The organism is Mesorhizobium sp. M0909, from assembly GCF_040319515.1.
Classification (GTDB): Bacteria; Pseudomonadota; Alphaproteobacteria; order Rhizobiales; family Rhizobiaceae; genus Mesorhizobium.
This window is the reverse complement of sequence record NZ_JAMYOA010000004.1, coordinates 46,758-69,938: the sequence shown is the minus strand read 5'-3', so window position 1 is coordinate 69,938 and position 23,181 is coordinate 46,758. Positions and strand designations below refer to the sequence as shown.

Annotated in this window: 26 protein-coding genes; 13 read left to right on the top strand and 13 right to left on the bottom strand. The window is 63.5% G+C overall.

Features of this window, described 5'->3' with window-relative positions:
- Positions 1–4: 4 nt before the first annotated feature.
- Both NKH83_RS07040 and NKH83_RS07035 read right to left on the bottom strand, forming a co-directional pair.
- Positions 5–391, bottom strand: coding sequence for a DUF2794 domain-containing protein (locus NKH83_RS07040; protein ID WP_254817869.1), 387 nt, complete (start codon positions 389–391; stop codon positions 5–7).
- A 476-nt stretch (positions 392–867) separates the two neighbouring features.
- Positions 868–1,617, bottom strand: coding sequence for a DUF1223 domain-containing protein (locus tag NKH83_RS07035; RefSeq protein ID WP_352479678.1), 750 nt, complete (start codon positions 1,615–1,617; stop codon positions 868–870).
- 175 nt (positions 1,618–1,792) lie between these two features.
- On the opposite strand from NKH83_RS07035, the gene NKH83_RS07030 reads away from it, so the two are divergent.
- Positions 1,793–2,464 carry a ceramidase domain-containing protein gene (locus NKH83_RS07030; protein ID WP_352479677.1) on the top strand — a complete coding sequence of 224 codons (672 nt, stop codon included), beginning with the start codon at positions 1,793–1,795 and terminating at the stop codon, positions 2,462–2,464.
- Positions 2,465–2,506: 42 nt separating this feature from the next.
- On the opposite strand, the gene acnA is transcribed toward NKH83_RS07030, so the two are convergent.
- Positions 2,507–5,197 (bottom strand): aconitate hydratase AcnA, encoded by a 2,691-nt coding sequence (acnA, locus tag NKH83_RS07025; RefSeq protein ID WP_352802840.1) that lies wholly within the window; start codon positions 5,195–5,197, stop codon positions 2,507–2,509.
- A 283-nt stretch (positions 5,198–5,480) separates the two neighbouring features.
- Between acnA and ccmA the strand changes: the two genes are divergently transcribed.
- The 4 genes from ccmA (at position 5,481) to NKH83_RS07005 (ending at position 7,709) form a co-directional block, all read left to right on the top strand.
- Positions 5,481–6,089, top strand: coding sequence for a heme ABC exporter ATP-binding protein CcmA (ccmA, locus tag NKH83_RS07020; RefSeq protein WP_352479675.1), 609 nt, complete (start codon positions 5,481–5,483; stop codon positions 6,087–6,089).
- 88 nt (positions 6,090–6,177) lie between these two features.
- The gene (ccmB, locus tag NKH83_RS07015; RefSeq protein WP_352479674.1) at positions 6,178–6,843 is read left to right on the top strand and encodes a heme exporter protein CcmB; all 666 of its coding nucleotides are present in this window, start codon (positions 6,178–6,180) and stop codon (positions 6,841–6,843) included.
- Between the two features lie 126 nt (positions 6,844–6,969).
- A complete protein-coding gene (gene ccmD, locus NKH83_RS07010) occupies positions 6,970–7,137 on the top strand; it encodes a heme exporter protein CcmD (RefSeq protein ID WP_352479673.1) in 168 nt (55 codons plus the stop codon).
- Positions 7,134–7,709: a DsbE family thiol:disulfide interchange protein gene (locus tag NKH83_RS07005; RefSeq protein WP_352479672.1), complete on the top strand. Its 576-nt coding sequence runs from the start codon at positions 7,134–7,136 to the stop codon at positions 7,707–7,709. Before ccmD ends, NKH83_RS07005 begins: the two co-directional genes overlap by 4 nt.
- A gap of 33 nt (positions 7,710–7,742) precedes the next feature.
- Here the strand turns inward: NKH83_RS07005 and NKH83_RS07000 are convergent, their stop codons facing one another.
- Positions 7,743–7,910, bottom strand: a complete 168-nt coding sequence (locus NKH83_RS07000) for a hypothetical protein (protein ID WP_254817861.1) — start codon at positions 7,908–7,910, stop codon at positions 7,743–7,745.
- A gap of 262 nt (positions 7,911–8,172) precedes the next feature.
- Between NKH83_RS07000 and NKH83_RS06995 the strand changes: the two genes are divergently transcribed.
- Entirely contained in the window at positions 8,173–9,090 is a 918-nt protein-coding gene (locus tag NKH83_RS06995) for an SMP-30/gluconolactonase/LRE family protein (RefSeq protein ID WP_352479671.1), read from the top strand.
- A 32-nt stretch (positions 9,091–9,122) separates the two neighbouring features.
- Positions 9,123–9,332, top strand: a complete 210-nt coding sequence (locus NKH83_RS06990) for a tautomerase family protein (RefSeq protein WP_254817859.1) — start codon at positions 9,123–9,125, stop codon at positions 9,330–9,332.
- Positions 9,333–9,339: 7 nt separating this feature from the next.
- Here NKH83_RS06990 and NKH83_RS06985 read toward each other — a convergent pair whose 3' ends face one another.
- The 8 genes from NKH83_RS06985 to NKH83_RS06950 form a co-directional block, all read right to left on the bottom strand.
- Positions 9,340–9,873, bottom strand: coding sequence for an NADPH-dependent FMN reductase (locus NKH83_RS06985; RefSeq protein WP_352479670.1), 534 nt, complete (start codon positions 9,871–9,873; stop codon positions 9,340–9,342).
- Between the two features lie 33 nt (positions 9,874–9,906).
- Positions 9,907–10,527, bottom strand: coding sequence for a pyridoxamine 5'-phosphate oxidase family protein (locus tag NKH83_RS06980; protein WP_352479669.1), 621 nt, complete (start codon positions 10,525–10,527; stop codon positions 9,907–9,909).
- 66 nt (positions 10,528–10,593) lie between these two features.
- On the bottom strand, positions 10,594–11,268 hold the full coding sequence (locus NKH83_RS06975) for a septation protein A (protein WP_352479735.1): 675 nt from the start codon (positions 11,266–11,268) through the stop codon (positions 10,594–10,596).
- Between the two features lie 60 nt (positions 11,269–11,328).
- On the bottom strand, positions 11,329–13,155 hold the full coding sequence (gene ftsY / locus NKH83_RS06970) for a signal recognition particle-docking protein FtsY (RefSeq protein WP_352479668.1): 1,827 nt from the start codon (positions 13,153–13,155) through the stop codon (positions 11,329–11,331).
- Between the two features lie 11 nt (positions 13,156–13,166).
- A complete protein-coding gene (gene mtaB, locus NKH83_RS06965; protein WP_352802832.1) occupies positions 13,167–14,468 on the bottom strand; it encodes a tRNA (N(6)-L-threonylcarbamoyladenosine(37)-C(2))-methylthiotransferase MtaB in 1,302 nt (433 codons plus the stop codon).
- A complete protein-coding gene (dapF, locus tag NKH83_RS06960) occupies positions 14,468–15,352 on the bottom strand; it encodes a diaminopimelate epimerase (RefSeq protein WP_352479666.1) in 885 nt (294 codons plus the stop codon). The genes mtaB and dapF overlap by 1 nt, the downstream gene beginning before the upstream one ends.
- A 74-nt stretch (positions 15,353–15,426) precedes the next feature.
- The gene (locus NKH83_RS06955; protein WP_352479665.1) at positions 15,427–15,588 is read right to left on the bottom strand and encodes a DUF1328 domain-containing protein; all 162 of its coding nucleotides are present in this window, start codon (positions 15,586–15,588) and stop codon (positions 15,427–15,429) included.
- Positions 15,589–15,659: 71 nt separating this feature from the next.
- Positions 15,660–16,670 carry an MBL fold metallo-hydrolase gene (locus tag NKH83_RS06950; RefSeq protein ID WP_352802827.1) on the bottom strand — a complete coding sequence of 337 codons (1,011 nt, stop codon included), beginning with the start codon at positions 16,668–16,670 and terminating at the stop codon, positions 15,660–15,662.
- 313 nt (positions 16,671–16,983) lie between these two features.
- On the opposite strand from NKH83_RS06950, the gene NKH83_RS06945 reads away from it, so the two are divergent.
- Together NKH83_RS06945 and zapE are read left to right on the top strand one after the other, a co-directional pair.
- Positions 16,984–17,523, top strand: coding sequence for a protease inhibitor Inh/omp19 family protein (locus NKH83_RS06945; protein ID WP_352479663.1), 540 nt, complete (start codon positions 16,984–16,986; stop codon positions 17,521–17,523).
- Positions 17,524–17,667: 144 nt separating this feature from the next.
- On the top strand, positions 17,668–18,870 hold the full coding sequence (gene zapE, locus NKH83_RS06940; protein ID WP_352479662.1) for a cell division protein ZapE: 1,203 nt from the start codon (positions 17,668–17,670) through the stop codon (positions 18,868–18,870).
- A 34-nt stretch (positions 18,871–18,904) separates the two neighbouring features.
- Here the strand turns inward: zapE and NKH83_RS06935 are convergent, their stop codons facing one another.
- Complete coding sequence (locus NKH83_RS06935) at positions 18,905–19,333, bottom strand: GNAT family N-acetyltransferase (protein ID WP_352479661.1); 429 nt, start codon at positions 19,331–19,333, stop codon at positions 18,905–18,907.
- A 232-nt stretch (positions 19,334–19,565) separates the two neighbouring features.
- Here NKH83_RS06935 and mdh point away from each other — a divergent pair, with 232 nt between their 5' ends.
- From mdh to sucD, 4 genes are read left to right on the top strand one after another with little or no spacing between them, the layout of a single operon-like run.
- Positions 19,566–20,534, top strand: a complete 969-nt coding sequence (mdh, locus tag NKH83_RS06930; RefSeq protein WP_352479660.1) for a malate dehydrogenase — start codon at positions 19,566–19,568, stop codon at positions 20,532–20,534.
- 41 nt (positions 20,535–20,575) lie between these two features.
- Positions 20,576–21,769 (top strand): ADP-forming succinate--CoA ligase subunit beta, encoded by a 1,194-nt coding sequence (gene sucC, locus NKH83_RS06925; RefSeq protein ID WP_352479659.1) that lies wholly within the window; start codon positions 20,576–20,578, stop codon positions 21,767–21,769.
- Between the two features lie 4 nt (positions 21,770–21,773).
- The gene (locus NKH83_RS06920; protein WP_352470808.1) at positions 21,774–22,145 is read left to right on the top strand and encodes a cupin domain-containing protein; all 372 of its coding nucleotides are present in this window, start codon (positions 21,774–21,776) and stop codon (positions 22,143–22,145) included.
- A 49-nt stretch (positions 22,146–22,194) separates the two neighbouring features.
- Complete coding sequence (sucD, locus tag NKH83_RS06915; RefSeq protein ID WP_352479658.1) at positions 22,195–23,097, top strand: succinate--CoA ligase subunit alpha; 903 nt, start codon at positions 22,195–22,197, stop codon at positions 23,095–23,097.
- The last annotated feature ends 84 nt before the right edge of the window (positions 23,098–23,181 follow it).

Below are 23,181 nucleotides of genomic sequence, written 5' to 3'. Positions count from 1 at the left end.
GAGGTTACGCTTCGACCAGCTTCAGCGTTCGGTCGAACACGCCAAGCACCCGGCCGAGCTCCTGGCCGCGCTTGAGGATGCGTCCGCCGGCGGCGATGACGGCGAACGCGCCTTGCCGGCGCGCCAGCTTCGGATCCTTGACGATCTGGAAAAGCGGCACTTCGCTGGTGCGGCGGAAGACAGAAAAAACGGCGCGGTCGGCGAGATGGTCGATGGCATAGTCGCGCCACTCATTGGCGGCAACCATACGGCCATAGAGCCTGAGGATCTGGTCCAGTTCGCGCCGGTCGAACTGCACCGGCTGGTCGAGGCGTTCGCGTCTTGCCTCATGCAGCGGGATCAGTATTGCGGATGCGTCCCCATCCTCCATCCCGCTGCTGCGATCAGTCATGCCTGGATCCTCGCAATGAATCGTACGCCGACCAAAGTTGGCGCTTTCGTTGCCGAATTGCAAGGCCCGGCCGGGCAAGGGCAGCGCCGTGCGGTTTCTCCAGCGTCCAGTCACGTTTGCGAAACGCCTGTTGGAATTGGTGATGCTTCGCCACAATCCTGCCTTTTTTTATCCGTGCTCATGCCCCAATGTCCGACGAATTTACCGGTGTTGCCTGAGACGGTTCGGTCCGGCACCGGCTCGTAAACCCCAAGCCCCCCGCCCACGGGTCTGCGTCGGATCGAACCAACCTCGGTTTTTCCTTGGAAAGATCGGGTGCGACGATCCCAAAACCTAAATGACCGGCGTCAGAAGCAAGCTGACGCCGGTTTTTTATTGGCCCGAGCCGTGGCGGTGCGATCCCTCCAGTAGGCTGTCGTCGGAGGCTTGAGCGCGGTTATCCCTTCTCCCACAGGGAACAAGGAGGAGCGCTCTATCTAAGGCTTGCGGATAAAGGCTGCGCCCAGGATCGGACCGGGCATGCCGTCCTTGCCGACCGACTGCAGCAGCACGGCGCAGCCGCCCTTCTTGGCGATCTCGCTCATCGGCAGTTCGTAGCGCTGCGCCTTGCCGTGCCACATGCCGGCGGTCTGGATGCTGGAGACGGCGTTCCAGTAGGTCATGCTGCGGCCGCTGTTTTCGCCCTTGCCGATCTTTATCGTCTGCGGCGGGTTGAAATAGACGATGACGACATGCGCGTCGGCGGGGCCGGTCACGGCGTCGCCGGCATCGATCATGACGCGATCGCTGGTCCGGCTGACTTTGATGCCGACGCGCATGCCTTCGCCGACCCTCTCCATGCGGGCCAGCGCGCCGTCGACTTCCTTGCGGCTGGCGCCGTTGACATGGCTGCGGCCGTTTATGACGGCTTGCGGGGTGTAGACGGAACGGCTGCCGAAGGCGCGCATATACTCGTATTGCCGCTCGGTATTTTCCTTGCGGCTCAGCGTGTCCTGCCAGCCGAGGTAATCCCAATAATCGACATGATAGGCGAGCGCGACGATGTCGTCCTTGGCGGCGAGCTCGGCGAAGAATTCATCTGCCGGCGGACAGGAGTTGCATCCCTGGCTGGTGAAGAGCTCGACGACGCCTAACGGCTTGTCGGTTGGCTCGGCAAAGGCACTTCCGGCAAATGCCGAGAGGGCCAGCGCAAGGGCCGCAAGCCGCAATGGTCTTCGAGATGGCATGGCCGTTCCGATCCCGCCGGTGACGCCGGCTTTGTTCTGGTTGTCGAAATATGTGGCAGAAGCGGCAGTCAACGGGAAGTCACGTTGCGGTGAAATTTTGCCGTTGCAACCGCTGGCAAGGGCGCAATAGGTGGACTTGCACTAGACGATGGAAGCGATTCGGGCGGCAATCAGCATGTGGCAATCTCTCCTGGCGCCGGTCGACCTGTACTGCGAGCGGACCGGGCCGGAACTCTGGGCCGAACCGCTCAATGCGCTGAGCAATCTGGCTTTTTTTGCCGCCGGGCTGTGGGGTGTCTGGCAGGTGCGCAAGCGCGGCACCGGTATCTTCGCCGAAGTGCTGGCCTGGTGGGTGGTGGCGATCGGCGTCGGCTCGTCGCTGTTCCACACCTTTGCCAACCGTGGCACGGTCTGGGCCGACGTGCTGCCGATCGCCGGGTTCACGCTGGCCTACACGCTGTTCAACCTGCGGCGTTTTCTCGGCATGAAATGGGGCAAGGCGATCGCCATCTTCGTCGCCTTCTATGCCGTCGCCGGGCTGGTGACCTTTGCCGTGCCGGACTGGCTGCGCGAGGCGTCGAACGGCACGACCGGCTATCTGCCGCCCTTCCTGGCGCTCGCCTTCTTCGGCGCCTTGGTGGCGGCGAGCGGCAACCGTGCCGGCTGGTACAATCTGGCGGGCTCGGCGATCTTCGTCGTGTCGGTCATCTGCCGGATGATCGATCCGCTGGTCTGCGGCAGCTTCCCGCTCGGCACGCACTTCCTGTGGCACATCCTCAACGGGCTGATGCTCGGTGTGCTGCTGGCGGCGACAGCACGGTTTGGAAAGCCGGGAATAGGGGAATAGGGGAAGCGTTCCCTATTCCCTTACTGCCGTACTCCCCTCTCTCTATGCTGCCAGATCGCGCAGCACGTATTGCAGGATGCCGCCATTCTTGAAGTAGTCGAGCTCGTCCAGCGTATCGATGCGGCAGATGATCGGGACCTCTTTGACGCTGCCGTCGCCGTAGGTGATTCTGGCGATCATCTTCTGCCGCGGCTTGATGTTGCCCAGTCCGTCGATCTCAACCAGTTCGTCGCCCTTGAGGTTGAGCGAGGCCCATGAGGTGCCTTCCTCGAAGACGAAGGGGATGACGCCCATACCGACAAGATTGGAGCGGTGGATGCGCTCGAAGGACTGGGCGATGACGGCGCGGACGCCCAGCAAATTGGTGCCCTTGGCCGCCCAGTCGCGCGACGAGCCGTTGCCATATTCGACGCCGGCGAAGATGACCAGCGGCACGCCTTCCTTCTTGTAGCGCATGGCGGCGTCGTAGATCGATTCCTCTTCTTTCGACGGGTAATGGATGGTGTAGCCGCCCTCGCGGCCGTTCTCGCCCAGCATGTGGTTGCGGATGCGGATGTTGGCGAAGGTTCCGCGCATCATTACCTCATGATTGCCGCGGCGCGTGCCGTACTGGTTGAAATTGGCGACGCCGACACCGTGGTCGGTGAGGTACTTGCCGGCCGGGGAGGCCGCCTTGATCGAACCGGCCGGTGAAATGTGGTCGGTGGTGATCTTGTCGCCGAACAGACCGAGCACACGTGCGCCCTTGATATCGCCGATCTTGCCGAAGCCTGACGTCATGCCGGCGAAATAGGGCGGGTTCTGCACATAGGTGGAATTGTCGTCCCAGGCGTAGGTCTGGCCTTCCGGCGCCTTGACGTTCTGCCAGTACTCGTCGCCCTTGAAGACGTCGGCATATTTGCGGGCGAACAATTCGCGCGTGACGTTCTTCTCGATGAATTCCTGGATCTCGACCGAACTCGGCCAGATATCCTTGAGATAGACCGGATTGCCGTTGCGATCCTCGCCGAGCGGCTCGGTGGTCAGATCCTTGGTCACGGTCCCAGCCAGCGCGTGGGCGACGACCAGTGGCGGCGAGGCGAGATAGTTCGCCTGCACGTCGGGCGAGACGCGGCCTTCGAAATTGCGGTTGCCGGACAAGACTGCCGCGGCAATCAAGCCCTTATCATTGATGGTCTTGGAGATCGGCGCCGGCAGCGGGCCGGAATTGCCGATGCAGGTGGTGCAGCCGAAGCCGACCAGGTTGAAGCCGATCTGGTCGAGTTCCTTCTGCAGGCCGGATTTCTCGAGATATTCGGCCACGACCTGGCTGCCCGGCGCCAATGAGGTCTTGACCCACGGCTTCTGCTTGAGGCCGAGCCGGTTGGCGTTGCGCGCCAACAGCCCGGCGCCGATCAGCACGCTCGGGTTCGAGGTGTTGGTGCAGGAGGTGATGGCGGCGATGACGACATCGCCATGGCCAAAATCGTAGTCCGTCCCCTCGACGGCATAGCGCTTGTCGATTTCGGCGGCCTTCTTGTATTCGGTCTCCATCGCCTTGGCGAAGCCGGCCGGAATGTCTTCAAGGGCGACCCGGCCTTCCGGCCGCTTGGGGCCGGCCATCGACGGGACGACGCTGCCGAGATCGAGCTCCAGCAGGTCGGTGAAGACCGGATCGGCCGAGCCGGCATCGCGCCACAGGCCTTGTGCCTTCGAATAAGCCTCGACCAGGGCGATGCGGCTTTCGTCGCGACCGGACATGGTGAGGTAGCGGATGGTTTCGCTGTCGACCGGGAAGAACCCGCAGGTGGCGCCATATTCCGGCGCCATGTTGCCGATGGTGGCGCGATCGGCCAGCGTCATGTTGGATAGGCCCGGACCGAAAAATTCGACGAACTTGCCGACGACGCCCTTCTTGCGCAGCATCTGGGTGACTGTGAGCACCAGGTCGGTAGCGGTGACGCCTTCCCTCAACCTGCCGGTGAGGCGAAAGCCGATGACTTCCGGCAGCAGCATGGAAACCGGCTGGCCGAGCATCGCGGCCTCCGCCTCGATGCCGCCGACCCCCCAGCCGAGCACACCAAGACCGTTGATCATGGTGGTGTGCGAATCGGTGCCGACGCAGGTGTCGGGATAGGCGGTGGTCTCGCCGTCTTCGCTGTTGGTCCACACCACCTGGCCGAGGTACTCGAGATTGACCTGATGGCAGATGCCGGTGCCGGGCGGCACCACGCGGAAATTGCGGAACGCCTGCTGGCCCCATTTCAGGAATTTATAGCGTTCCTCGTTGCGCTCATATTCAAGCTCGACATTGCGGGCGAAAGCCAGCGGCGTACCGAATTCATCGACGATGACCGAATGGTCGATGACCAGATCGACCGGCACCAGCGGATTGATCTTTTGCGGGTCGCCGCCGAGCGAGGCCATGGCGTCGCGCATGGCGGCAAGGTCGACCACAGCCGGAACGCCGGTGAAATCCTGCATCAGAACGCGGGCCGGGCGATAGGCGATCTCGACGCCGGCAGTGCCCCGGTCGGTCAGCCAGCCGGCGACCGCCTGGATGCTCTCCCTGGTAACGGAACGGCCGTCCTCGTTGCGCAACAGGTTCTCCAGCAGCACCTTCATCGAATAGGGCAATTGGGCAATGCCTGTGAGGCCGTTCTTTTCGGCCTCGACAAGGTCATAGTAGATGTACTCGGTGCCGCTGGCGGTCAGCGTGCGGCGGCAATTGAAGCTGTCGAGTGATTTGGACACGTGCGATCCCTAACTGTCGGTTGCCGGGAGGGAACGGACGCCAGTGGGCATGCAAATCACGCGCAAAGGTGCGGGTACGGCCATTTCCGCTGTCCGTTCCCAAGCGTCCGGGCCGTTCAAGGCGGCACGCGCGCTGGTTCGGCGCAAATTCGGTTCCCGCGCCGACCGCTGGCACGGATGATGCGGATATAGAGAATTTTCTGGAATAGTTCTAGACACGGAATCGCCATTTTTGCTGCGGCGCACCGAAGCCGCATTTGTACTTTTCGGCGAAGGGGAACGGATGCGGCTGATCGCCGAAAATCTGGGCGGCGAACGCGGCGGCGAGTCGGTATTTTCCGCCATCGAATTCGCGCTGGGGGATGGCCAGGCGCTGGTCGTCACCGGGGCGAACGGCGCCGGCAAATCGACGCTGCTCAGGATCATCGCCGGTCTGTTGCCGGTGGCGGCAGGCCGTGTGCGGTTCGAAGGTGGTGGCGAAGACTTCCCGTCGGTCGCCTCGGCCTGTCACTATCTCGGCCACCTCAACGCGATGAAGACGGCGCTGAGCGTCAAGGAGAATCTGTGCTTTTGGCGCGATTTTTCGGGCGCGGGCTCTGCGGGTGTCGAAGAGGCGCTGGAAACCGTCGGCCTGGGCCGCATCGGCCATCTGCCGTTCGGCTATCTCTCGACCGGCCAGCGCCGGCGCGCGGCGATTGCAAAACTGCTGGTCAGCCATCGGCCATTGTGGCTGCTTGATGAGCCGACCGCAGGACTGGACAAGGTTTCGGAGGAGAGAGTCGGCGAATTGATGGAGAAGCACCTCGAGAGTGGTGGGATCGTGGTCGCGGCGACGCATTTGCCGCTGGGGATCGAGCGGGCACAAGGGCTGGTGATGGGCGAGGCCGTTTGATGTTGGTGCTCTACGGCGCCCCCCTCTGTCCTGCGACGGAACTCCATCCTTTGCTTGGCCTTCACGCCTGCATCGGGACCAAACCATAATGTGGTCCCTCTTCCTGCGCGACATCCGCCTGAGCATCCGCGCCGGCGGCGGAGCGCTGACTGGAGTGATTTTCTTTCTCGCCGTCATCGCGACCATCCCCTTCGGCGTCGGTCCCGACCTGAGGCTGCTGGCCCGCATCGGCCCGGCGATCCTGTGGATTGCCGCCTTGCTTGCCTGCCTGCTCGGCCTCGACCGGCTGTTCCAGGCTGATCGGGAAGACGGCTCTCTCGATCTTCTGGTGCTTGGCAACGACCGGCAAATGCTGGCCTTGACCGTGCTGACGAAATGCCTGGCGCATTGGGCGGGAAGCGTGCTGCCGCTGGTCGTCGCCGCTCCCCTGCTCGGCCTGTTCATGAACATGGAGCCGGCCGGCATCGGCGCCACGGCGCTGACGCTGCTGGTCGGCACGCCGGCGATTACTTTCATCGGTGCCGCCGGTGCTGCGGTGGCGGTAGCGTTGCCGCGCGGCGGGCTGCTGATCTCGGTGTTGGTACTGCCGCTGACCATTCCCGTGCTGATCTTCGGCGTATCGGCAAGCTATGGCGCGGTAGCGGACCCCGATCCGTTCCTGCAGCCCTTCCTCATTCTTGCCGCGCTGACCCTGTTCCTTGCCGTGCTCGGGCCGGTGGCGGCGGCGCTGGCGCTGCGGCACGGAACGGATTGATGTGTTGGCTTCAGCTCATCCCTGCGGCGCGGCGAACAATTGCGGAGCCGATGGCGCGGCGTTAAGAGAAGACATGTCGGAACAAGGCGAGACGGACCGTTTGGAAAGCGCCGCGGAGCGAAAAGCATGAGCGTACACGCGCTTTATGTCACCGCCGCCTATGCGATCACGGCCGTGGTGCTGGGCGGGCTGATCGGCTGGATCCTGCTGGACCAGCGCGGCCGCAAGCGAGAACTCGCCGAGCTGGAAGCATCCGGCGTGCGCCGGCGCTCCGATAGGGCAGTCAAGCCATGAGCACGGAAACGGAAACACCGGCGCGCCGCCGCCTGATCGTGCTGCTGCCGCTGCTGGTCTTTCTCGGGCTGGCGGGATTGTTCCTGGCGCAGCTCTTGTCCGGGCGCGACGTGTCGGAAGTGCCGTCGGCGCTGATCGGCCTGCCGGCGCCGCAGACCAACCTGCCGGCGCTCGAGGGCACCAATTTGCCGGGCCTCGATTCAAAACAGTTCGCCGGCAAGGTGACGCTGGTCAACGTCTTCGCGTCGTGGTGCGCGCCGTGCCGCGAAGAGCACCCGGTGCTGCTGGCGCTGTCGCGGGACAGACGCTTCGTCATGGCAGCGTTGAACTACAAAGACCAGCCGGAAAACGCCCGTCGGTTCCTTGGCGATCTCGGCAATCCGTTCCAGGCAATCGGCGTCGATCAGGCCGGGCGCACGGCGATCGACTGGGGTGTCTACGGCGTGCCGGAGACCTTCGTCATCGGCAAGGACGGCAAGATCGCCTACAAGCATGTCGGGCCGCTGACGCCGGACTCGGCGCAGACGCTGCTGCTGCCGGAGATCGAGAAGGCGCTGGCCGTGCCGGGCTGATTGCCCGCCGTTTGTGATAGGTTGACCGAAGACTCAGCCGTAGATCTGCTTGTGGACCTGGTAGAGCATTTCTGAGCGATCGGCGCGCATGTCGGCGAGGTCGCGGCTGGTGAAGCTGTCGATTTCGGCGACGAGGCGGTTGTAATGCCGGCGCTTGGCGATGCTGGCGCGAGCGCGGCTCATGAGGCTGTCGATGATCATAGCGAGTCTCCTTTTGCGCCGCATTTGCGGCCAGTTGTTCCTCCCTTGATCGATACGAAGCATGACATAGTTATGGTGCGTTGCAAAAATAAGATGTTGCAATGCACCATTGCGCTGGGCGCATAGCCGGTTAACCGGATGTGACCTGCCGTCCGGGCCAGCATTCGCTTCCACAATGCTTCTGACGCATCATCGATCTTGCCATATCGATCGCAGGCTGGCTTGATCGCGCCTCGCCAAGCGACTGCTACCGGGAGGAACCATGGCCAGCGAATTCTACGAAGTTCTCGATCCGCGCTTTTCGCGGCTGTTCAACGGCAATGCACAGGTCGACAGGCTGTTTACCGGCTGCCGATGGGCGGAAGGACCGGCCTGGTTTGCAGCCGGGCGCTATGTGGTATGGTCCGACATCCCGAACAATCGCATGCTGCGTTACGACGAGACCGACGGCAGTGTCAGCGTGTTCCGTCAGCCGTCGGGCAATTCCAACGGCAACACCGTCGACCGGCAAGGCCGGCTGGTTACTTGCGAGCATTCCGGCCGCCGTGTCAGCCGCACCGAGCATGACGGCTCGGTCATCACCATCACCGACAAATGGCGCGGCAAGCGGCTGAACTCGCCCAATGACGCGGTGGTCAAGTCCGATGGCTCGATCTGGTTCACCGATCCGAGCTACGGCATCGATACCGATTACGAGGGCGACAAGGCCGAAAGCGAGATCGGCGCCTGCCATGTCTATCGGGTCGATCCCGGCACCGGCGAGACCGAGGCGGTGATCACCGACATGGTCAGGCCCAACGGGCTCGCCTTCTCGCTCGACGAGCGCCAGCTCTATGTCGCGGACACCGGCCGCACGCATGGTGCGCAAAACCCGGCGCACATCCGGGTGTTCAATGTCGGCCAGGGCGGCAAGACGGTCTCAGGCGGAAAGGTCTTTGCCGACTGCACCGCCGGCCTGTTCGACGGTTTCAGGCTGGATGCGGACGGCCGCATCTGGACCAGCGCCGCCGACGGCATCCACTGCTACGATCCAGACGGGACGCTGATCGGCAAGGTCAAGGTACCGGAAGTCGTTGCCAATTGCGTGTTCGGCGGCAACAAGCTGAACTGCCTCTATATCGCCGGCACGACCTCGCTCTACATGGTCCGGCTCATGGTCAACGGCGCCAAAACCTACTGAGCGGCCGCCAAGCATATCCAAGGGAGGGAACCATGCCGTTCGTGAACATCCGCCTGGTCAAGGAGGTGATTGCCGATGACCCGGCCGGCAAAAAGGCCGCGATCGCCGCCCAGGTGACAGCGGCCATAACCGGCGTCACCGGCCTGACCAACAACGATGTCTGGGTGGTCTTCGAGGAGGTCGCTGCACGCGACTGGTTCGTCGGCGAGACCGACGTCGAGACGCGGAGAGGCAAGGGTTGAGCGCCGCTCAGCCGACGCGGATGAACTCGGCGAAATCCGAAACGGCGCCGCGCATCGCCAGCCGGTTTTCCGGTTCCGCCAGGATTTTCTCCACCTCCGGCCGCCTCTTGCCGAGCAGCGCGATTTCGAGCGCTGCTTCCTCATAGAGCGCGAAAGACATTGTCCGCATGACCTCGACCAGTGCGGCGCGGGCAAACAGCGAGCGCGGCGAGGCATGCACCAGCATGGCTGGCTTGCCGACGGCGGCATCGCGCGACACCAGCCAGTCGAGCGCGTTCTTCAGGCCGCCTGGCACGCCGTGTGCGTATTCCGGGCAGGAGACGATGACGCCGTCAGCGGCGGTGACCGCATCGATCAGCGCCGCTGCTTGCGGCGGCGTCCGCTCGCCTTCGTCGTCGGGGTTGAAGATCGGCAGCCGACCAAGCCCGTCATAAACGGAGACGTGACAGTCCGGCGGCGCGTTTTGCGTGAGGGCCGCGACCAGGGCCGAATTGGTCGAGGCGGCGCGCAGGCTGCCGGAAATGGCGAGAATGTTCAGCAAAGGGAGCGGCTCGGCGATTCGTTGCCGGGCACGCTACCACATGGTCTGCTTGTAATCCTCGTCAAGCCAGCGGTCGGTGGCCTCCGCCGTTTCGGCAAGCGCCAGCTGGTCGCGCAGGATCTGGCCAAGCGTCGGCAGCGTCGCGCGGTCGTACCAGGTTTCGGGCTTCCACAGTTCGGAGCGCATGAAGGCCTTGGCGCAATGCATATAGGCGGCCTTGACCGTCACCACGACGACGCTTTGCGGTGCCTTGCCGTCGACCGCCAGCCGCTCGCGCAATGCCGCATCGACGGTGATGCGGGCATCGCCGTTGACACGCAGCGTCTCGTTCATGCCGGGGATGAGGAAGAGCAGCCCGACCGAGGGATTGAGAAGAATGTTCTCCAGCGTGTCGAGCCGGTTGTTGCCCGGCCGGTCGGGGATGGCGATGGTCTTCTCGTCGAGCACTGCCACAAAGCCCGGCCTGTCGCCCTTGGGCGTCACATCGGCATTGCCGGCGCCGTCGGACGAGCCGATCAGCACGAACGGGCTCTTGCCGATGAAGGAACGGCAGTGGCCGTCCAATGTCTTCAATTCCTTGCGGATCGAGCCGTCGGTCGGCCGAGGCGTCTTGTAGATCGTCCTCAGCTCGTCGCGCGTGATGATGAATTCCATCCTCGTCCCCTCCTATTCTGACGCAATTCCCAGGGAAACCGCAGCACTCATCTTTTCCTGGAATTGCTACTTGCTGGCCTTTCCCGCTTTCTCGGTCTTGTCCTCGAGCGAATGGCGCAGGATCAGCGGCATCTGGCTGAAGGTGAACAGAAGCGTGATCGGCATGATGCCCCAGACCTTGAAGGTAACCCATGTATCGGTGGAAAAATTCCGCCAGACCGCTTCGTTGACAAGGGCTAGGAACAGGAAGAACAGGCCCCAGCGGAAGGTGAGCTTGCGCCAACCCTCGGCGTCGAGATTGAAGGCCGATTCGAAGACATAGCCGAGCAGCGATTTGCCGAAGAACAGGCCGCCGAGCAACACGCCGCCGAACAGCGTGTTGACGATGGTCGGCTTCATCTTGATGAAGATATCGTCCTGCAGATAGAGCGTCAGCGCGCCGAAGATGAAGACGACGACGCCCGACACCATCGGCATGATCGGCAAGGTACGGGTCAGCAGCCAGGAAGCGATCAGCGCGATCGCGGTCGCGGCCATGAACAGGCCGGTCGCGACGAAGATCGGTCCGCCGAACTCGCCCAGCGCCGGGAATTTCTGCACCAGCCATGCGCCGCGCGCATTGGCGAAGAAGAATACCATCAGCGGGCCAAGCTCCAGCACCAGCTTGAGCAGCGGATTGACGGCTTCCTTCTTCTGCTTTTGCGGGTCGGATGGGTCGCGTTCGAGAATGGGTGGGCTCATAAGGTCCTTCTTACGCATGATTCAATCCAAAAAGCCTGCACCTTATTGGGATCATGCTCGTCAAGCCACGCCAGCGATCGCCCTGGCGAATTCGCTTGCGGAAAAGGGTTCGAGGTCGTCGACCTGTTCGCCGACGCCGATGAAATAGACCGGCAATTTATGCTTTGCCGCGATCGCCACCAGAATACCGCCGCGCGCCGTGCCGTCCAGCTTGGTCATCACCAGGCCGTTGACGCCGGCGACATTGCGGAAGATCTCGACCTGGTTGAGCGCGTTCTGGCCGGTGGTGGCATCGACCGTCTGCAGCACCGTGTGCGGCGCTTCCGGATCGAGCTTGCCCAGCACGCGGACGATCTTTTCCAGTTCCGCCATCAGTTCGGTCTTGTTCTGCAGCCGCCCGGCGGTGTCGATGATCAGCACGTCCGAGCCGGCCTCCTTCGCCCGCTCGAATGCGTCATAGGCGAGGCCAGCGGCGTCGGCGCCGAGCTTCGAGGCAATGACTGGCGAGTTGGTGCGCTCGCCCCAGATCTTCAGCTGCTCGATGGCGGCTGCGCGGAAAGTATCGCCGGCGGCGAGCATCACCGAGAGGCCGCCATCGGTGAGCTTTGCGGCGAGCTTGCCGATAGTCGTTGTTTTCCCGGTGCCGTTGACGCCGACCACCAGGATGACATGCGGCTTATGGCTGAGGTCGAGTTCCAGCGGCATGGCGACATGGGACAGCACCTTCTCCACCTCGGCCGCCATGATGGCGCGGACTTCGGTATCGGAGACGTCCTTGCCGTAGCGGCTGGCGGAGAGTGCATCGGTTACGCGCAAAGCCGTCTCCATGCCGAGATCGGCGCGGATCAGCACGTCCTCCAGGTCCTGCAGCGTGTCCTCGTCGAGTTTCCGCTTGGTGAAGACGCCGGCGATGTTGCCCGACAACTCCCGGGAGGAGCGCGCAAGCCCGTCTCGCATGCGCTGGAACCAGGAGCGCCTCGGCGTCGGTTCGGGCGCCTTCTGCGGCTCGGCTTTCTGCTCGACCTTCTTGGTTACGGTGACTTTGCCGGGGGCGGGCTTTGGCTCCGGCGATGGTTGCGGGACGGCCTCCGGCTCGGGCGCGATCTCGGCGAGCGGCGGCTTCGTCTCGACGGGCGCTGGCTGGCGGATCGGGGGCGGGATTTCGGCCGGCGGCGGCGCTTCGGGTGCTGGTGGCGTGATTTCGGCAGTGGGTGCCGCGTCTTGCGCAGGTTGGCGCTGCCCCTCACCCTCACCCGTTCCGGGGCGCGCCGCTTGTCTCACCCGTCCTTCGGACCCCCGTAAGGGACGGGGAGAGGGGGGCGTCAGCGCCGGAGCTTTTTCTTTGCCGCTTTCAAAACGAGGCTCGGCGTGACGATCAGCACCCTTCTCCCCGTCACTATACGGGGAGAACGTGCCTGCAGGCGGATGAGGGGCAGCGCCACGTTCGGATGGCGGAGGCTCAGTCTGGACGATTTCTGGCTGCGTCGGCTCTGGCTCAGGAATTTCCTTCGGCTCTGGCTCCGGGGCTGGCTCGGGAACGACGGGAGCGGCGTCTGACGCAGCCTGTTCAGCAGGCGCCTCTGGCTCCTCGACCGGAGCGGGTTCTGGCTGGGTGTCCGGCTCGACCAGAAGGGTCGGCGCAGGTTCGGGCTCGGCCTCTTCAACAGGCGCCGGCTGCGGCGCGGGTGCTTCCGCCTCGACCGGCGGTACGGCTTCGGGGCGAGGCTCTTCGCGTTTCAAAAACTCCGGAACGGTCTGCTCGGCGGCCGGCTTCAGCGCCTCCAGTTCGTCCCATTTGATCGGCGGCAGCGGTGCGGTCTCGTCGGGCCGCTCCTCGACCACTTCCTTCTTGCCGAACGAAAATATCTTCTTGAAAAAACCAGCCATGTCTTGCGCTCTCAGACGCCGCGGGCGGCAAGCGGCGCGGCGATCAGTCTGATACCGTCATGGCCGGCGATATCAGCCTCGACGATGTCGCCAGGCGCGCCCGCCGACAACACTGCCAGCGTAAACCCCTCGGTGCGGCCAAGGCCGTCACGCTCGACCAGGATCGACTGATGCGTTCCGGCGAGCGAGGCAAGATGGCGGCGATAGGCGGCCTCGCCGGCGGTGCGCAGGCGTGCCGCGCGTTGCTTGACGACGTCGCGGCGGAGCTGCGGCATGCGCGCGGCGGGCGTGCCTTCGCGCGGCGAAAACGGGAAGACATGAAGATGCGTCAGGCCGCATTCCTCGACGATCTCCAGCGAGTTTTCGAACATGGCGTCCGTCTCGGTCGGGAAGCCGGCGATGATGTCTGCGCCGAAAACGATACCGGGGCGCAGTTTGCGCACATCCTCGCAAAAGCGGATCGACTGGTCGCGGCTGTGCCGGCGCTTCATCCGCTTCAGGATCATGTCGTCACCCGATTGCAGCGACAGATGCAGATGCGGCATCAGCCTGGGCTCGGTGGCGATGGCGTCCAGCAGATCGTCGTCGGCCTCAATCGAATCGATGGAGGAAAGCCGCAGGCGCTTCATGTCGGGCGCCTGCTTCAGGATGGTCTTGACCAATTTGCCGAGCTTCGGTGCGCCAGGCAGGTCGGCGCCGAAACTGGTCATGTCGACGCCGGTCAGCACGATCTCGGCATAACCATTGCCGACGAGTCGCTTGACCTGCTCGACCACGGCGCCCATCGGCACGGAGCGCGAATTGCCGCGACCGTAGGGAATGATGCAGAAGGTGCAGCGGTGGTCGCAGCCGTTCTGCACCTGGACCAAAGCGCGTGCCCGGCCCTCGATGGCGTCGACCATGTGGGCGGCCGTCTCGCGTACCGAAAAAATATCGTTGACGCGCGCCTTTTCGGTGTCGTTGACGCCGAAATCCGGCAGCGCGCGATAGGAATGCGCCTTCAGCTTTTCCTCATTGCCGAGGACGAGGTCGACCTCGTCCATGGCGACGAAATCCTGCGGGCCGGTCTGCGCGGCGCAGCCGGTGACGATGATGCGGGCGGCCGGGTTCTCACGGCGGGCTTTTCTGATCGACTGCTTGGCTTGGCGTACAGCCTCGCCGGTGACGGCGCAGGTGTTGAAGATGATGGCGCCGCCTTCGAGGCCGCCGAGGCCCGCACTTTCGGCTTCACGCCGCATCACCTCGGATTCATAGGTGTTCAGCCGGCAACCGAAGGTGACGACCTCGATGCCCTTGTTGCCAAGAGGAGCCATCAGGCGGCGCTTTCGGTGTCGCGCGCCCACGCCCCGGTCGCCGGATCGAAGCTGCCGGAAAATTCCCATTCGGCGGCACCCGTGAGGATGACGTGGTCGTCGTCGCGCCACAGAACATGCAGCGAGCCGCCGCCGGGCGTTATCAGTGTGACGCTGCGGCCGGTGCGCCGGGTGCGGGCCGCGGCGACCACGGCGGCGCAAGCGGCCGAGCCGCAGGCCCTGGTCAGGCCGGCGCCGCGCTCCCAGGTGCGGATGATCATGGTCTCCGGCGAAGTCACCTGCGCGATGGTGATGTTGGCGCGCTCGGGGAAGATCGGGTGGTTTTCGAGCAGCGGGCCGAAGCGCTCGAGCTCGTAGGACCAGACGTCGCGGTCGACCCAGAAGATAGCGTGCGGATTGCCCATCGAGACGACCGACGGCGAATGCAGCACCGGGGCATCGATCGGGCCGATCTGCAGCTCGATCATGCGGGTGTCGCGGAATTCCTCGGCCAGCGGGATGTCCTGCCAGCCAAAGCGCGGCCTGCCCATGTCGACCGAGATCATTCCGTCGGCATGTTCCTCGGCGTTTAGGATGCCGGCGACTGTTTCAAAGGCAAATGTCTTCTGGCCGGTCTCGGCGGCGAGCGCCTGGACGACACAGCGCATGCCGTTGCCGCAAGCTTGCGCGCTGGTCCCGTCGGAATTCAAGATATCGATGAAAAAGGCGGTGCCCGGCGTCCTGGCGTCGTGGATCGCCATGATCTGGTCGAACCGGGTCGACGTGTCGGCATTGAGCGCGACGGCTGCCGCAGACGCCACGCGATCGGCACGGCCACGCATATCGGCAACGATGATTTCGTTGCCGATGCCGTTCATCTTGGCGAAAGGGGCCGCGCTTGCCATCGATCGAAAGGTCTCTTGCCGGTTTGGCGCCTATATGGCGGATAGCGGCAGAAATTACCAGCGCGGCGTGATTCTCACGTCACCGCGAAAACGCCAAGCACGATCAGCAGGAAGATGATCAGCACGATGCCGATGAGGATGCGCGCGCCGGTGGCGGCGGCTCCGGCCAGTACCGGCATGCCGAGCAGGCTCGCCGCGGCCGCGATAATCAAAAGAATGATAATCCACCTGATCATAAGAGGCACCTCGCAACCGACAGGTTTGAACAACCTACAAACGTCTATGTGATGCCTCAGGTTCCGCCGCGCTAAACCTCCGGTACGTCCCAGACTTCCCCCGGCCGCAAGGCGCGAAAACGTTGCCGCGGCAGGCCGGCAGCATCGAGCGCTTCGCCGAGCTTTCTGGGCGGCTCCTCGATCGGCTCGTTGGTGAGCCGGAACGTGCCCCAGTGACAGCCGGCGGCATAGGCGGCGTTGCACAAAAGCATGCCTTGCACCGCCTCTTCCGGATCCTGGTGATGAGGCGCCATGAACCAGCGCGGCTCGTAGGCGCCGATCGGCAGGATGGCGAGGCGGAAGCCGCCGTGCTTTTGCGCCATCAGCCGGTAATTGATGCCGCCGTGGAAGCCGGTGTCACCGGCGAAATAGATCTTTGCGTCGGGCGTCTCGACGACGAAACCCGCCCACAGCGCCATGCGCCGGTCGCGGGTACCGCGGGCCGACCAGTGATGCACCGGCTCGACATGGACGGCGACGCTATCGCCGATATCGACCCGGTCGCCCCAGTCATGCGGGGAAAGCCGCATACCGGGCACGGCAGCGCCGATGATTGTGTCGTTGCCGAGCGGCGTCAGCAGCAGCGGATCGTGTCTTGCCTTCAGGCGCTTCAGCGTGGCGAGGTCGAGATGGTCGTAATGGTTGTGGCTGACCAGCACGAGGTCGATCGGCGGCAAATGCGAAAAGGCGATGCCGGGCGGATTGACGCGTTTCGGCCCGGCGAAGGAGAGCGGCGAGACACGCCGCGACCAGACCGGATCGGTCAGGATGTTCAGGCCTGCTGTCTGGACGAGCAGCGAGGAATGACCGACCATGGTGAGGCGCAGCGCAGAACCATCGATGCGCTCGACCGGTCTTGCCGGCGGAAACGGGCTCGGATCCGCCGTCGGCCATTTCGAGCGCTCGCGGCTCAGTTGCCACTTCAACAGATCGGCAAAGCGACCCGGCGGCCGTCCGCCGGGATTGAAGAACAAGGTGCCGTCGAAATGATCGCTGGGCGGCCCGCTGTAATAGCGGTTGGCGGCTCTCTTTCTCGCGGCCAAGAAATCGGCTCCCTGCAGCTTGCTGATCGCCAAGAGATAATGCCGGAGCCGGCCCGCACAAGCATTGAGGTGAACGCCAAGGAAACGCCAAGGATTTGACGCCAGCGCGCCGTATCGCATCAACCGGAGGTGCCGGCCAAAGGCCAAGGCGCGACGCAATTCAGGCAATGTGCATTTTGCGACAAATTTGCAACATTAGCGGCGCAAACCGTATTTTAACCATATCGGGTTGAAATTTCGCCACCTTCTCCATCTTGGTGAGGGGGACATTGCGCGGACGGCTTCCCCAGCTCGATCCGACGGAGGTTGAAGAATGAAATTTTCGAAAACCGGCCTGCTGGCCGTATCGCTGGCCGCGCTCGTTGCGAGCGGCTGTTCGACCTCGCGGTTCTCATCGATGGACGAGCAGCAGCCGGCGCCGCTGGAAGCTGCGCCCGCCGGCAAGGTGACTGCAAACCAGTTGCCGCCACCGGCGACACCCGGCGCCGCCGACCCGTCGAAATTTCCGACTGCGCCGCAGAACACGCAGGTCGCCTCGCTGCCGCCCGACGGGACGGCGCCGGCCGGTGCGGCCGACCTGACCGCCTCTAGCGTCGCTGGTGTGTGGAAAGCAAGCGTGTCCGGCCAGAGCTGTCAGGTGGCGACGCCGCAGACCAAATTCGGGTCGGGCTACCGCGCCGGACCGCTGCATTGCCCGGCGCCGATCGACGGCATCAAATCCTGGAACGTCGCCGGCAAGCAACTGACGCTCTATGACGAGAATGGCGGCACGCTGGCACGGCTTTATTCCTCGGGCGGCGAGAAATTCGACGGCCAGACTTCCAACGGCCTGCCGATCTCGCTTACAAGGTAAGAGAACGGCCCCCATTGTTACGCAATTCCGGGCAGAAAACCGCCACACACTTTTCCTGGAATTGCTCTCTTTTGTTTTTTACGCAATTCCGGACAGAAAACCGCAACACACTTTTCTTGGAATTGCTCCGGAACGACGTGACCGATGCATCTGCGTGACGGCCTCCAGACCCATGCGACCGTCAAGCAGCGCTACGACCATCTGGTCGAGACGGGCGCCATCGGGCGCGATCCGGCGCAGGAGCGGATCGCCGCTGCGCTCGACCGACTGATCGACGAGATATCGGCAAAGCGGCTGGCGCATAAATCAAGCGCGCTGGGGTGGTTGTTCGCCCGCAAGCGCGAGGGGCACGAGGCGGTCAAGGGCCTCTATATCCATGGCGGCGTCGGCCGCGGCAAGACCATGCTGATGGACATGTTCTTCGAGCTGCTGCCGGTGCGGCGCAAGCGCCGCGTACATTTCAACGATTTCATGGCCGACGTGCAGGACCGCATCCAGAATCACCGGCAGGCGCGTAAAGAGGGTACGGTCAAAGAGGACGACCCGATCCCGCCGGTGGCGCGCGCGCTTGCCGAGGAAGCCTGGGTGCTGTGCTTCGACGAGTTTTCGGTCACCGATATCGCCGATGCGATGATCCTGTCCAGGTTGTTTTCGGCGTTGTTTGCCAATGGCGTGGTGCTGGTCGCCACCTCCAATGTCGCGCCGCAGGATCTCTACCGCGACGGCCTGAACCGTCAGTTGTTTTTGCCGTTTGTCGCTATCCTGGAGCGCCACGCGCACGTGCTGGCGCTGGACGCCCACAAGGATTACCGCCTAGACAAGCTCAGCCGCATGCCGGTCTACATCACCCCGGCCGATGCCGCCGCCGACCATGCGCTCGACGAGCTGTGGGTGGTGATGACGCATGGCAGGCCGACGGCCGAGACGATACTGACGGTTAAGGGCCGACACGTCGTGGTGCCGCGTACTGCCGGCGAGGCGGCGCGGTTTTCGTTCGCCGATCTCTGCGAGAGGCCGCTCGGGGCCCGCGACTATCTTGCCATTGCCCGCCGTTTCTCGACCATCGTCATCGACCGGGTGCCGGTGCTCGGCGAAGGCAAGCGCAACGAAGCCAAGCGCTTCATCCTGCTGGTCGATACGCTTTACGATCATCATGTACGGCTGGTGATGAGCGCCGCGGCACCGCCGGCGCAGCTCTATACGGCCAAGCGCGGCAACGAAGTCTTCGAGTTCGAGCGCACCGCATCGCGGCTGATCGAGATGCAGAGCCACGACTGGCTGGAGAACTGGGCGGAGAGGCAGAGGGCGCGGGGATCATCGACCGAGGCACGGCAGGCTCAGGCGTGAGGGATAGTACAGAAGAGGCCCCTGCCGCCGGCGCCTATAACCGATAAATATACATGACGAACCCCTCCGCCGGCCCACGCGGCTCTTTTCGCGACTCGTAAAGTGCGCGAGCAGCAACATTGTCCGGCTCGGTGCCGACCCACGCCTCCTCACAGCCATGCTCGCAACCGAGTGCGAACATGGCGTCGAGCATCCTCGTCGCAATGCCCTGGCGTTGAAAGGCCGGCGCCACGCCGACCTCGTCTATGTAGAGTTCGCTCACCTTGTCCGGGTGGCGGTGGATGACGGCTGCGCATTGGCCAACGACGATGCCGTCGGCGACGGCCACGACCATGAAATGACCGGGCTCCGCAAGATAGGCGGAGAGCCGATCCGGCCTGACCGGCTCGTCGAAGACTTCGTCGGCAACCCGCATCACAAGGGCGTCATCGCCAGGAAACAGCCTTCTGATTTCCAGTGCCATTGTGTAGAATTCCTCTAGCCGGCTTCAGAATTTTGACGTTTACGTAAGTCCCATTGTTTCTAACCGATTGAAATTATTCACTGCAAAATAATCGTTTGAATTTTTGTGCGGCCGGGGCTATTGCGTGCGGCGAATTTCGCGGTTCCGCAGCATTCCGGCCTCTTCCTCCGACGCCGTCATCAAATCGTCAAGGATTTGGGCGCCGTCATAGTCAAAGGGAAAACATCCTGACATGGCACGCAACAAGATAGCGCTCATCGGCTCGGGCATGATCGGCGGCACCCTCGCCCACATGGTCGGCCTCAAGGATCTCGGCGACGTCGTGCTGTTCGATATCGCCGAAGGCATCCCGCAAGGCAAGGGGCTGGACATCGCGCAGTCGTCGCCGGTCGATGGGTTCGACTCCAGGCTGACCGGCGTCAACGACTATGCCGGTATCGAGGGCGCCGACGTCTGCATCGTCACCGCCGGCGTGCCGCGCAAGCCCGGCATGAGCCGCGACGATCTTCTGGGCATCAATCTGAAGGTGATGGAGCAGGTCGGCGCCGGCCTCAAGAAATACGCGCCGAAAGCCTTCGTCATCTGCATCACCAACCCGCTCGACGCCATGGTCTGGGCGCTGCAGAAGTTTTCCGGCCTGCCCAAGAGCCATGTCGTCGGCATGGCCGGCGTGCTCGACAGTTCGCGCTTCCGTTATTTCCTGGCCGAGGAATTCAAGGTCTCGGTCGAGGACGTCACCGCCTTCGTGCTCGGCGGCCATGGCGATTCCATGGTGCCGATGATCCGCTATTCGACGGTTGCCGGCATCCCGCTGCCCGACCTCATCAAGATGGGCTGGACCTCGAAGGAGCGGCTCGACCAGATCGTGCAGCGCACCCGCGACGGCGGCGCCGAGATCGTCGGCCTGCTCAAGACCGGCTCTGCCTTTTATGCGCCGGCCGCCTCGGCCATCGCCATGGCCGAAGCCTATCTCAAGGACAAGAAGCGGGTGCTGCCCTGTGCGGCGTACCTCTCCGGCCAATATGGCGTCAAGAACACCTATGTCGGCGTTCCCGTGGTGATCGGCGCCGGCGGCGTCGAGCGGACCATCGAGATCGAGCTCACAAAGAACGAGCAGAAGATGTTCGAAAATTCGGTCGCGGCGGTGCAGGGCCTGTGCGACGCCTGCGTCAAGATCGCTCCACATCTCGCGGCCAAGTAAGCCGGTAACCAAGCCCGCCAAGCAAGCTGGAGACATAGCGCATGAACATCCATGAGTATCAGGGCAAGGCGCTGCTGAAAGGCTTTGGCGCACCGGTGGCCGAGGGCGTGCCGGTGTTCAAGGCGAGCGAGGCGGAAGCTGCCGCCAAGGCGCTGCCCGGCCCACTCTATGTGGTCAAAAGCCAGATCCATGCCGGCGGCCGCGGCAAGGGCAAGTTCAAGGAGCTCGGGCCCGATGCCAAGGGCGGCGTCAGGCTGGCGAAGTCGGTGGCCGAGGTCGTCGCCAACGCCAAGGAGATGCTCGGCCACACGCTGGTCACCAAGCAGACCGGCCCGGCCGGCAAGCAGGTCAACCGGCTCTATATCGAGGACGGCGCCGACATCGAGCGCGAGCTCTATCTGTCGATCCTGGTCGACCGCTCGGTCGGGCGCGTCGCCTTCGTCGTCTCGACCGAGGGCGGCATGGACATCGAGGCGGTCGCCCACGACACGCCGGAAAAGATCATTACCGTCGCCATCGACCCGGAAAAGGGCGTGACGGCCGACGATGTGAAGAAGCTCAACGCCGCACTGAGGCTCGACGGCGACGCCGCCAAGGATGGTGGCAGGCTGTTTCCGATCCTCTACAAGGCGTTTGTCGAGAAGGACATGAGCCTGCTCGAGGTCAACCCGCTGATCGTCATGAAGAGCGGCCGGCTGCGCGTGCTCGACGCAAAAGTGTCGTTCGACAACAATGCGCTGTTCCGTCACCCGGACGTGCTCGAATTGCGCGACACCACCGAAGAGGACGAGAAGGAGATCGAGGCGTCGAAATACGACCTCGCCTATGTCGCGCTCGACGGCAATATCGGCTGCATGGTCAACGGCGCCGGCCTTGCCATGGCGACGATGGACATCATCAAGCTCTACGGCGCCGAGCCCGCCAACTTCCTCGATGTCGGCGGCGGCGCGTCGAAAGAAAAGGTGACGGCGGCGTTCAAGATCATCACCAAGGATCCGGCGGTCAAAGGCATCCTGATCAACATCTTCGGCGGCATCATGAAGTGCGACATCATCGCCGAGGGCGTCATCGCCGCGGTCAAGGAGGTCGGCCTGCAAGTGCCGCTTGTGGTGCGGCTGGAAGGCACCAATGCCGAGCTCGGCAAGAAGATCATCAACGACAGCGGACTGAACGTGGTGTCGGCCGATGACCTCGATGACGCAGCCAAGAAGATTGTCGCGGCGGTGAAGGGCTGAGTCTGTGCCTCCGCATAAGATAAACCTCGTCGAAGCGGCCGATGCGAAGATCAAGAAGGCGTTCGATCCGCACATTGCCGGCGACGTGAATGACAGCCAGGTCAAGATCGCCAAGTTCGGCGACGTCTTCGACTGGCACGCGCATGACAATGAGGATGAAGCGTTCCTCGTGCTGCGCGGCCGCATTGCCATCGATTTCCGCGACGGCACGGTGGAACTTGGCAGCGGCGAGTTCATCGTCGTGCCGCGCGCCGTCGAGCACCGGCCGCGCTCGCTGAGCGAGGAACCTGTCGTGCTGATGTTCGAGCCGGCGACGACGCTCAACACCGGCAACGCCAAAAGCGACCTCACCGTCGCCGACCTGAAGCGGTTGTGACCATGAGCGCGCGGCCTTCCCCGATCAACGGTTTTTAAAAAGGACCATCATGTCCATTCTCGTCGACAAGAACACCAAGGTGCTGGTGCAGGGCCTGACCGGCAAGACCGGCACGTTCCACACCGAACAGGCGCTCGCCTATCACGGCACAAAGATGGTCGGCGGCATCCACCCCAAGAAGGGCGGCGAGACCTGGACCGGCGCCAAGGGCGAGACGCTGCCGATCTTCTCCACCGTTGCCGAAGGCAAGGCCAGGACCGGTGCCAATGCCTCCGTCGTCTACGTGCCGCCGGCGGGTGCTGCCGAAGCGATCCTGGAAGCGATCGAGGCCGAGATCCCGCTGATCGTCTGCATCACCGAGGGCATACCAGTGATGGACATGATCAAGGTAAAGGCAAGGCTCGACCGCTCGACATCGCGGCTGATCGGGCCGAACTGCCCCGGTGTGCTGACGCCCGACGAATGCAAGATCGGCATCATGCCCGGCAACATCTTCCGCAAGGGCTCGGTCGGCGTTGTTTCGCGCTCGGGAACGCTTACCTATGAGGCGGTGTTCCAGACCACCAATGTCGGCCTCGGCCAGACCACCGCCGTCGGCATCGGCGGCGATCCGGTCAAAGGCACGGAGTTCATCGACGTGCTGGAGATGTTCCTCGCCGACGACGAGACCAAGTCGATCATCATGATCGGTGAGATCGGCGGTTCGGCCGAGGAAGACGCCGCGCAGTTCCTCAAGGACGAGGCAAAGCGCGGCCGCAGCAAGCCGATGGCCGGCTTTATCGCCGGGCGCACCGCGCCGGCCGGCCGCACCATGGGTCATGCGGGCGCGGTCATCTCCGGTGGCAAGGGCGGTGCGGAAGACAAGATCGCGGCGATGGAATCGGCCGGCATCAAGGTTTCGCCATCGCCGGCCCGGCTCGGCACGACGCTGGTCGAGGCGATCAAAGGTTAGTGAGTAGCGAGTAGTGAATAGCGAATAGGTAAGAACAGAGTAACGGCGCGAACCAGGGAAAATCCCTACTCGCTATTCGCTACT